This is a genomic window from Streptomyces flavofungini (assembly GCF_041028215.1).
Classification (GTDB): domain Bacteria; phylum Actinomycetota; class Actinomycetes; order Streptomycetales; family Streptomycetaceae; genus Streptomyces; species Streptomyces flavofungini_B.
Genome location: NZ_JASKYR010000218.1, coordinates 1 through 9,864, shown reverse-complemented (window position 1 = coordinate 9,864; position 9,864 = coordinate 1). Strand labels below are relative to the sequence as shown.

At 72.0% G+C, this 9,864-nt stretch carries 7 protein-coding genes; 6 read left to right on the top strand and 1 reads right to left on the bottom strand.

The features are described from left to right. Positions 1 to 54 precede the first annotated feature (54 nt). Positions 55 to 222, top strand: a complete 168-nt coding sequence (locus AB8Z36_RS17095) for a hypothetical protein (protein WP_369214175.1) — start codon at positions 55 to 57, stop codon at positions 220 to 222. 84 nt (positions 223 to 306) lie between these two features. Here AB8Z36_RS17095 and AB8Z36_RS17090 read toward each other — a convergent pair whose 3' ends face one another. Further along, entirely contained in the window at positions 307 to 927 is a 621-nt protein-coding gene (locus AB8Z36_RS17090; RefSeq protein WP_369214174.1) for a TetR/AcrR family transcriptional regulator, read from the bottom strand. A 170-nt stretch (positions 928 to 1,097) separates the two neighbouring features. On the opposite strand from AB8Z36_RS17090, the gene AB8Z36_RS17085 reads away from it, so the two are divergent. The 5 genes from AB8Z36_RS17085 to AB8Z36_RS17065 all read left to right on the top strand — a co-directional run. Continuing rightward, positions 1,098 to 2,018, top strand: coding sequence for an ABC transporter permease (locus tag AB8Z36_RS17085; protein WP_369214173.1), 921 nt, complete (start codon positions 1,098 to 1,100; stop codon positions 2,016 to 2,018). Continuing rightward, entirely contained in the window at positions 2,011 to 2,820 is an 810-nt protein-coding gene (locus AB8Z36_RS17080) for an ABC transporter ATP-binding protein (RefSeq protein WP_369214172.1), read from the top strand. Before AB8Z36_RS17085 ends, AB8Z36_RS17080 begins: the two co-directional genes overlap by 8 nt. Positions 2,821 to 2,950: 130 nt before the next feature. Continuing rightward, entirely contained in the window at positions 2,951 to 6,544 is a 3,594-nt protein-coding gene (locus tag AB8Z36_RS17075; protein ID WP_369214171.1) for a bifunctional glycosyltransferase/CDP-glycerol:glycerophosphate glycerophosphotransferase, read from the top strand. Positions 6,545 to 6,564: 20 nt separating this feature from the next. Beyond that, positions 6,565 to 8,829, top strand: coding sequence for a bifunctional glycosyltransferase/CDP-glycerol:glycerophosphate glycerophosphotransferase (locus AB8Z36_RS17070; protein ID WP_369214170.1), 2,265 nt, complete (start codon positions 6,565 to 6,567; stop codon positions 8,827 to 8,829). Further along, a partial coding sequence (locus AB8Z36_RS17065) for a glycosyltransferase family 2 protein (RefSeq protein ID WP_369214169.1) occupies positions 8,826 to 9,864 on the top strand: 1,039 nt, incomplete at its 3' end. The genes AB8Z36_RS17070 and AB8Z36_RS17065, both read left to right, overlap by 4 nt.

Below are 9,864 nucleotides of genomic sequence, written 5' to 3'. Positions count from 1 at the left end.
GTGCCGGGCCGCCGCACGGGGCGGGGGCCGCCGCTCCGGAAGGAACCGACTCCCATGAAGTCCCTGCTCTGGCTGGTTTTCTCGCTCGCGATCGCCGCCAACGCGCTGCTCAACCTCACCTCGTTCGACGGCGTCGAGCGCGTTCTGCTGAGCGTCTGCACCGGGACCGTGGCGATCGGCGCGGGCGTGGGCCTGTGGATGACGCGGCGCCGGGAGGCGTGAGCGCCACCTCGGACGCGGGGACGCCCGAAGCACCCGAAGCACCCGAAGCACCCGAAGCACCCTGGGCACCGTGAACCGGTGCGCTCAGAGCGCCCGCAGCCCCGCCGCCGTGACCGCCGCGAGGCGCTTCACATAGCCCTTGGGCAGCTCCGCGCGGACCACCACCGAGCGCCAGTAGAGGGGCCCGGACACCAGGTCGAGTGCCAGTTCCTCGTCGGCGTCCGCGCGCACCTCGCCCCGCTCGACGGCGGCGCGCACGATGCCGCTGGCCACCCCGTACTGCCCCTCGCGCAGCGCCTTCTGGAGCGCCTCCGCGATCTCGGGGTTGCGGGCCGCCTCGGCCTGGAGATCGGGGACGACCTGCGAGGCGACGGGGTGCCGCAGGGCACGCGAGGTCACTTCGTAGAGCAGCCGCAGGTCGCCCTCGAGGGAGCCGGTGTCCGGCGCGGGGAGGCCCTGGACCGCTATGGCCGACACCAGGTCGAGCACCAGGTGCAGCTTGGAGCGCCAGCGGCGGTACACGGCGGTCTTGCCGACGCCCGCGCGGCGGGCGATGCCCTCGATGGACATCCGGGCGTACCCCACGGAGGCCAGCTCCTCGAAGACGGCGGCGCGGATCGCCTCGGTCTTGTCCTCGCGGAGCACGGCGGCTCCGGCGGGGGCCCTGCGGCGCGGCTGTTCACCCGGTGGCCTGCTCGTCGTCATACGGACAGCATAGAACGGGACGACGATACGGTTGCGTTCCGACGTGGCGAGGTCATACTGTCGACGTTGCGACGATACGGGCCCGTCCCGTCGTACGTACCGTCCACCGCCGCGCCCCCGCGCCTTCCCGAGGCGCCCCACGAGGCGCCCCGAGAGCGAAAGCAGCGGATGTGAGCCAGGCCCTCGACACACCGCCCCACCAAGCGCCCGCGGCCGACCCGGCGCTCTCCCCGGCCGAGCTGGCCGCCCGGCACGGCCTGACCGTCAGCGGCGCCCGCCCCTCGCTGCCCGCCTACGTACGGCAGCTCTGGCAGCGCCGCCACTTCATCACCGCCTTCGCCACCGCCAAGCTGACCGCGCAGTACAGCCAGGCCAAGCTCGGCCAGCTCTGGCAGGTGATGACGCCGCTGCTCAACGCGGCGGTCTACTACTTCATCTTCGGCGTCCTGATGGACACCAAGCGCGACGTCGAGGACTACGTGCCGTTCCTCGTGACCGGCGTCTTCGTCTTCACCTTCACGCAGGCGTCGGTGATGGCGGGCACGCGCGCCATCTCCGGCAGCCTCGGCCTGGTCCGCGCCCTGCACTTCCCCCGGGCCGCGCTGCCGGTCTCGTACTGCCTCCAGCAGCTCCAGCAGCTCCTGTTCTCCATGTGCGCGCTGATCGTGATCCTGCTCTGCTTCGGTGTGCCGCCCACGCCGTACTGGCTGCTCGCGCTGCCGGTCCTCGCGCTCCAGTTCACGTTCAACACCGGCCTCGCGCTCGTCATGGCCAGGCTCGGCAGCAAGACGCCGGACATCGCGCAGCTCATGCCGTTCGTGCTGCGTACGTGGATGTACGCGTCCGGGGTGATGTGGAGCATCGACGCCGTCCTCGCGGACCGGGACCTGCCGCACGTCCTGCGGGTCCTCCTGGAGTGCAACCCGGCCGCCGTCTACATCGACCTGATGCGGTTCGCGCTGATCGACAGCTTCCACCACGACCGGCTTCCGCACCTGGTCTGGGCGTGGGCGGTCGGCTGGGCCGTGCTCGCGGGCGTCGGCGGGTTCATCTACTTCTGGAAGGCAGAGGAGACGTACGGCCGTGGCTGAGCGGAACCCGAACAAGACGATCTCGCGCCCGGGCGCGCCCACCGTCATCGTCGACGAGGTCGACATCGTCTACCGCGTGCACGGCGCGGGCGCCGCCACCGGCAGGGGCGCCGCGACCGCCGCGCTCGGCCGCATCCTGAAGCGCGGCAAGGACCGGGGCGTGCGCACGGTGCACGCCGTCAGGAACGTGTCGTTCACCGCCCGCAAGGGCGAGGCCATCGGCCTGATCGGCACCAACGGCTCCGGCAAGTCGACGCTGCTCAAGGCGGTCGCGGGGCTGCTGCCGGTCGAACGCGGCCGGATCTTCACCGACGGCCAGCCCTCCCTGCTCGGCGTGAACGCGGCCCTGATGAACGACCTGACCGGTGAGCGCAACGTCCACCTGGGCGGCCTCGCGATGGGCATGTCCCGCGAGCAGATCAAGGAGCGCTACGCGGACATCGTCGACTTCTCCGGCATCAACGAGAAGGGTGACTTCATCACCCTGCCGATGCGTACGTACTCCTCCGGCATGGCGGCCCGCCTGCGCTTCTCCATCGGCTCCGCCAAGGACCACGACGTCCTGCTGATCGACGAGGCCCTGGCGACGGGCGACCGCTCCTTCCAGAAGCGCTCCGAGGCCCGCATCCGCGAGCTGCGGGAGCGCGCGGGCACGGTCTTCCTGGTCAGCCACAACAACAAGTCGATCCGAGACACCTGCGACCGGGTGCTGTGGCTGGAGCGCGGCGAGCTGCGGATGGACGGCCCCACGGGCGAGGTCCTGAAGGAGTACGAGCGCTTCACGGGCGGCGGCAAGGGCTGACTCAGACCAAAGGCTTCAGACCAACGCCCCAGACCAACGCCCTGGACCAAACCCGGACAGGTATCCCTTTTGTCGCATCAATACGCGCATCCTTACACTATGGGAGCGTTTCGCAACAGAAGGAGTACGCGTGCAGCCACGGCTGAGTGTTGTCGTCCCCGTCTACAACGTAGAGCTCTACCTCGACGCGTGCCTGTCGTCCCTGGCGGCCCAGACCTTCACGGACTTCGAGGTGGTCATGGTCGACGACGGGTCGACGGACGGCAGCGCGGCCATCGCCGGGGCCTTCGCGGCGGCCGATCCCCGGTTCCGGCTGATATCGCAGCGGAACAAGGGGCTGGGCGCGGCCCGGAACACCGGCGTGCGGGAGATGTCGCCGGACAGCGAGTTCCTCGCCTTCGTGGACAGTGACGACACGCTGCCCGCCACGGCGTACGCACTGATGATCGAGACGCTCGACGAGACGGGCTCCGACTTCGCCGCGGGCAATGTGACCCGGTTCCGCTCCGCCGGGCACGTCCAGTCGCCCGTGCACCGCGTGCCGTTCGCGACGACCCGGCTGCGTACGCACGTCTCCAGGTTCCGCCCGCTGCTCACCGACCGCACGGCGTGGAACAAGGTCTACCGCCGCTCCTTCTGGGAGCGGCACCACCTGTCCTACCCGGAGGCGATGCTCTACGAGGACGCCCCCGTCAGCGTCCCGGCGCACTACCTCGCGGAGTCGGTGGACGTCCTGAGCGAGCCGGTCTACAACTGGCGCGAGCGGGAGACCGGCGAACGCTCCATCACCCAGAACCGCACCGATCCGCGGGGCCTGGTCGACCGGGTGCGGTCGATCCGCATGGTCCGCGAGTTCCTGCTCTCGCGCGCCGGTGCGGGCGCCGACGACGGCCCGATGTACGCCGAGCACCTGCGGGTCTACGACAACAACGCGCTCGCCGAGGAGATCCCCCTCTTCTGGAAGGTGCTCCCGGGCTCGGACGCCGCCTACCAGGAGGCCTTCCTGGAGCACGTGGGCCGCCTGGTGCGCGAGATCGGGCAGGACGCGGTGCGCGCGCTGCACGTGCCGCACAAGCTGAAGCTGTACCTGACGGTGCACCGCCGCATGGACGAGCTGATCGCGCAACTGGAGTTCGAGAAGGCCCACGGCGGCTCCGTCCCCGTCGCGGGCACCCTCCGCCCGAGGGCCGACTACCCCTTCCTGGACCCGACCGCCCCCGTGCCCGACGCGGTGCTCCGCCTCGACCAGGAACTGCGGCTGCGCAGCCGCCTGGACGAGGCCGCGTGGCACGACGGCAAGCTCTGGCTCTCCGGCTGGGCGTTCCCGCGCCAGCTCGGCGCCGAATCCCGCGGCAAGGCCCTGAAGTCCCTGATCCTGAAGGAGAAGGGCACTCGCCGCAGGGTTCTCGTGCCCGCCCGCGCCCGGATCGACCCGGAGGCGACGGTGGCCTCCGGCGCCGAGTTCCGGCACGCCGACTGGGCGGGCTTCGGTGCGCTGGTGAACCCCGCGCGGCTGCGCCACCGGGGCACGTGGGTGGACGGCCTGTGGAAGGTGCGGATCGCCGTGGCCGGTACGGGGATGACGCCCCGGCGCGGCCCGCTGTACGGCGCGGGCACCGGCTCCGGCCAGACGCCGCCCGCCCACTGGGTCACCGCCGACGTCCGCGTGGCCCCGCAGATCCAGGACGGCGAACTGGCCATCCGCGTGGAGACCGCCCACGCCCGCGCCCTGGAGGTGCGCGCCGAAGGCTCCGGCCTCCTGGTGCGCGGCGTCCTGCGCACGGCGCCCGACGGCACCCCCCGGCTGCGCCTGCGCCACCGGGAGTCCGGCAAGCTTCTCGACGCCCCGCTGACCCTCGGTCTTCCCGAGTCCGGCCGCGTCCCCTTCACGGCGCACGTCTCCACGGCTGCCCTGGCGGAGGTCCGCGAGCACCACGAGCGCCTCCGCCCCACCCAGGCGGAACGCTCCATCGCCCGCTGGGACCTGTCGGTGGAGGTCGTGGCCCCCGACGAGGAGGGCAGCACCCGCCTGGCCCTGATCCTGGACGACCGCGAGGGCTTCTCGGGCGCCCAGTTCGCGCGGGACGGCCGGGCGCTCTACGCGCGGCGCAGCCCCGGCGGCTACCTCCAGTTCGTGGACCAGCCGGTCCAGCCCCTGGTTGACCGCGTCTCCGTACGCCCCGACGGCACGGTCGACCTCACCGGCAGCTACCCCGCCCCGGGCGAGCACCACCTGCGGCTGGTCCTCCGCCAGACCTGGTCCGGCCACGAGTACACCTACGACGCCCACGCGAGCGACGGCAGGTTCACCGCGAGCTTCCTCCCGGCCCCGACCGCCGGATACGCCTCGGAGACACCCCTGCGGGCGGGCTTCTGGTGGCCCTCGGTCCAGCACCCGGACGGCACGAGGACCGCCGTCCAGCTGGCACCGCCCGTCCACGGCAGCCTCCCCCTGGAAGTGACCGCCCACGGCAAGCGCGTGGAGCTCCAGGCCCGCCAGTACGACCAACTGGCCCTGCTCGCCCACTCCGAGCTGCGCCCCGACGAGCGCAGCCGCTACCGCCAGACCCGCCTCCGCGAGGAGACCTACCCCGCCGCCCGCCACGAGCCGCTGCGCGAGGCCGTCCTGTACGACGTCTTCGGCGGCCGCATGTACGGCGACAGCCCCCGCGCCATCCACGAGGAGATGGTCCGCAGGGCCCTGCCCGTCGAGCACCTGTGGGTCGTCAAGGACGGTCAGTGCGAGGTCCCGGACACCGCGAGGGCGGTCCGCGTGCACAGCCCCGAGTACTACGAGGCGATGGCCCGCTCCCGCTACCTCGTCGGCAACACCCACTTCCCCCGCTGGCTGGAGCGCCGCGAGGGCCAGCAGATCATCCAGACCTGGCACGGCACCCCGCTGAAGCGCATCGGCTTCGACTTCGACAACGACCACTTCGCCAGCACTCAGTACCTCGTCGACCTGGACCACGAGCGCCTTAAGTGGACGACGCTGCTCTCCCCCAACCGGTTCAGCACGCCCGTCCTGCGCAGCGCCTTCCGCTTCGGCGGCGACGTGGACGGCGAGCTCCTGGAGACCGGCTACCCGCGCAACGACGTGCTGCTCGCCCCCGACCGCGCCGAGCGCGCCGCCCGGGTGCGCCGCACGCTCGGCCTGCCGGAGGGCAAGAAGGTCGTCCTGTACGCGCCGACCTGGCGCGAGGACAAGCAGCGCCACCGGGGCGGCTTCCTGCTCGACCTCCGCGTCGACCTGGAGAAGGCGCGCGCCGGACTGGGCGATGACCACGTGCTCCTGGTCCGCCCGCACGCCCACGTCGTGGAGCCGGTGCCCGGCGCGGGCGACGGCTTCGTGTGGGACGTGGCGGGTTATCCGGACATCATGGAACTGCTCCTGATCGCCGACGTCCTGGTCACCGACTACTCCTCGGTGATGTTCGACTTCGCGGTGACGGGCCGTCCGATGCTGTTCTTCACCTACGACCTGGAGCACTACCGCGACCGTCTGCGCGGCTTCTACTTCGACTTCGAGGAGCGCGCCCCCGGTCCGCTCCTGTCCACATCGGACGAGCTGATCGCCGCCCTGCGGAACGTGGCGGCGGTGTGCGGCCCGTACGAGCAGGCCTACCAGGCGTTCCGCGCGGAGTTCTGCGACCTGGACGACGGCCGTGCCGCGCGCCGCGTGGTGGACCGCATGCTGGAGCACCGGGGGGCGGCCACCGCATGAGCACGGAAGAGGAGCGCGCCATGAGCACGGAAGAGGAGCGCACCGGCATGCACGGACCGAGCACCGCCGCGGCGCCCCGGCTGAGCGTCGTCGTGTACGGGCGGGACGTCCAGGGGCGTCTGGGCGCCTGTCTGGACGCCCTGACCGCACAGGCGTCCGGGACCGGCGAGTCCGGGACCTTCGAGGTGGTCGTGGCCGCGGTGGGTCCGGCCGCCCAGGAGGCGGCGGCGGACCGGCCCGGCGTCACCGTCGTACCGCTGCCCGAGGGCACGGACGACGGGGTGGCGCGCAGGGCGGGCGGCGAGCGGGCGGCGGGCCGCTGGCTGCACTTCGTGCACAGCAAGGACACCGTGCCGACGGGCGCCCCGCGCACCGTCGCCGACCGCGTGGCCGAGCTGCCCGACGGCGTGGACGTCCTCGTCGTCGACCACGTCCGCTCGACCTGGCGGCACCAGGGGATGCCGAGTCCGGACGGCCGGACGCTCGCCCGCCAGGGCCGCCGCGACCTGCCCCTCGCCGACAGCCCCGGCCTCCTGAAGGCCACACCGCTGCTCGGCGCCCGCATCCTGCGGGCGGAGTTCTGGCGGGCCCACCCCAGTGAGCTGGGCGTGGCCGACGAGGAGTTTGCCGCCTACGCCGCACTGCTCGTCGCCGAGCGCATCGCGGCGCTCGACCACATCGTCCTGAACGTGACGGAGCTGCGCGCGCAGAGCGTCCCTTCCGGGCCGCCCGAGCGGCGGTACGAGCTGATCGACCGCTATGAGGCGCTCCTCGCCCTGGTCACGGACCTCGGCGCGGGTCCGGGTGCCCTCGCCGTGCTCTACGACGTCATGCTCGGCGCCTGTCTGCGCGTCGTCGCCCGGGAGCAGCTCCCCGACCCGGTGCGCAGGGAGTTCTTCCACCGCGCGGCGCGGGCGGCCGTGGCCTGGCGCCCCGAGGGGCACCAGCACCCCGGCGGGCTCGAAGGCGTGCGGCGCCGCCTCCTCGAAGAGGACGCGTACACCAAGTACCGCACGCTCCAGAGCGCCAACCGGCAGCGCCGCAGACTGCGCACCGCGCTGGTCTCGCGCAAGCACCAGGTGGGCCTGAAGGTGCGCGACCTGCGCTACCGCAAGGAGCTCGAGCGGCCCGTCGACGAGGACCTCGCGGTCTTCACGGCGTACTGGGACCGGGGGGTGGCCTGCAACCCGGCGGCGATCGCGGCCGAGCTCGCCGAACGCGCCCCGCACATCCACCGGGTGTGGGTCGTCTCGGCGGCGAACGTACCGCTGCTGCCGCCCGGCACCGACCACGTCGTGCCCGGCACCCGCCGCTACTGGGAGGTGCTGGCCCGCGCCAAGTACCTGGTCAACAACGTCAACTTCCCCAACGCGGTGGTGAAGCGCCCCGACGCCGTGCACCTCCAGACCCACCACGGCACCCCGCTCAAGCGCATGGGCCTCGACCAGATCGACTATCCGGCCGCCGCCAAGGGCCTGAACTTCCACAGCCTGCTCGAACGCGTCGACAAGTGGGACTACAGCGTCTCCGCCAACGGTCACTCCACGCGGATGTGGGAGCGCGCCTACCCCTCGCACTACACCTCCCTCGACCACGGCTATCCGCGCAACGACGTCTACTACCGCGCGACCGCCGCCGACATCCGGGCGATCCGGGAGCGGCTCGGCATCGCGCCCGGCAAACGGGCCGTCCTCTACGCGCCCACCCACCGCGACTACGAGGCCGCCTGGACCCCGCGCCTCGACCTGGCCACCCTCGCCGACCGCCTCGGCGAGGACACGGTCCTGCTCGTCCGCGGCCACTACTTCTACGGCGGCGCGACCTCGCCGCTCGCGGGCCTGCGCAAGAGCGGCAGGGTCATCGACGTCTCCTCGTACGACCCGGTGGAGGACCTGGCGCTCGCGTCGGACGCGCTGATCACGGACTATTCGTCGATCATGTTCGACTACGCCAACCTGGACCGGCCGATCGTCATCTACGCCGACGACTGGGAGACGTACGCCAAGACGCGCGGCGTCTACTTCGACCTCATGGCCGAAGCGCCGGGCCACGTCGCGCGCACGCAGGACGAACTGACGGAGCTCCTGCTCTCCGACGCCTGGCGCGACGAGGCGTCGACGAAGGCCCGGAAGGCCTTCCGCCGCCGCTTCTGCGAGTACGACGACGGGCGCGCGGCCGAGCGGGTCGTGCGCCGGGTCTTCCTCGGCGAGAGCGAGGAGTCCCTGCCGCCCGTGACCCCGGTCGACGAGCGCACCCCGGCACCGACGCCCGAGGAGGCGGTATGAGCACGCTGCCCGACGTGACGGTCACGGTGATCGTCTACAACGACGCGGAGCGGCTGCCGCGCGCGGTGGCGTCGCTGCGCCGCCAGACGCACGCCGACATCGAGATCATCATCAGCGACGACCACTCGACGGACGACACGCCGTCGGTGGCGCGGCGCCTGGCCGCCGAGGACGACCGGGTCACGTATCTGCGGCTGCCGGAGAACAGCGGCGGGTGCAGCGCGCCGCGCAACCGCGCCCTCGACATCGCGCGCGCGCCCTTCCTGATGTTCCTGGACAGCGACGACGAACTCCCCGAGCGGGCGGTGGAACTCCTCCTCGCCGCGCACGCCGAGGCGGAGGTGGACTTCGCGATGGGCGCGGTGGAGCGCGTACGGGTGGACACGGGGCGCACCTCGACGTGGATGCCGCATCTGGTGGCGGAGCGCCGGACGGTGCGGGGCATCGCGGCGGAACCGGCGCTGTTCTTCGAGCACCTGTCGACGAGCAAGATGTACCGCCGCGACTTCCTGGACAGGAACGGCCTCCGCTTCCCGGAGGGCATCCACTACGAGGACCAGCTCTTCTCGGCGCAGGCGTACTGCCTGGCACGGGCCTTCACGGTGATCCCGGAGCCGGTGTACCGCTGGTACATAGCGCCCTTCGAGGCGGCGGAATCGGCGTCGATCTCCAATCAGCGCCACAAGCTGACGAACGTACGGGACCGCGTCCACGTCCAGCGCCTGATCGACGACTTCCTCCTCTCCAGCGGTCACGCGGACGTGAAGGAGGCCAAGGACTACAAGTTCCTCAAGCACGACTTCCGGATGTACGCGGGTGACCTGCCGTTCCGTGACGAGGAGTGGCTGCGGGGCTTCGCGGATGCCGTGAACCCCTACCTTGCGGAACTCTCCCCCGGCGCCTACGCCCGGCTGCCCCGCGCCGAGCGGGTCGTCCTCCAGCTCGTACGGGACGGCCGCCTCGGGGAGGCGCAGCTGGCGGCGCGGGGTCTGGGCCACGGGGTCGCGCCGCGCGAGACGTCGCTGGGGGCGGACG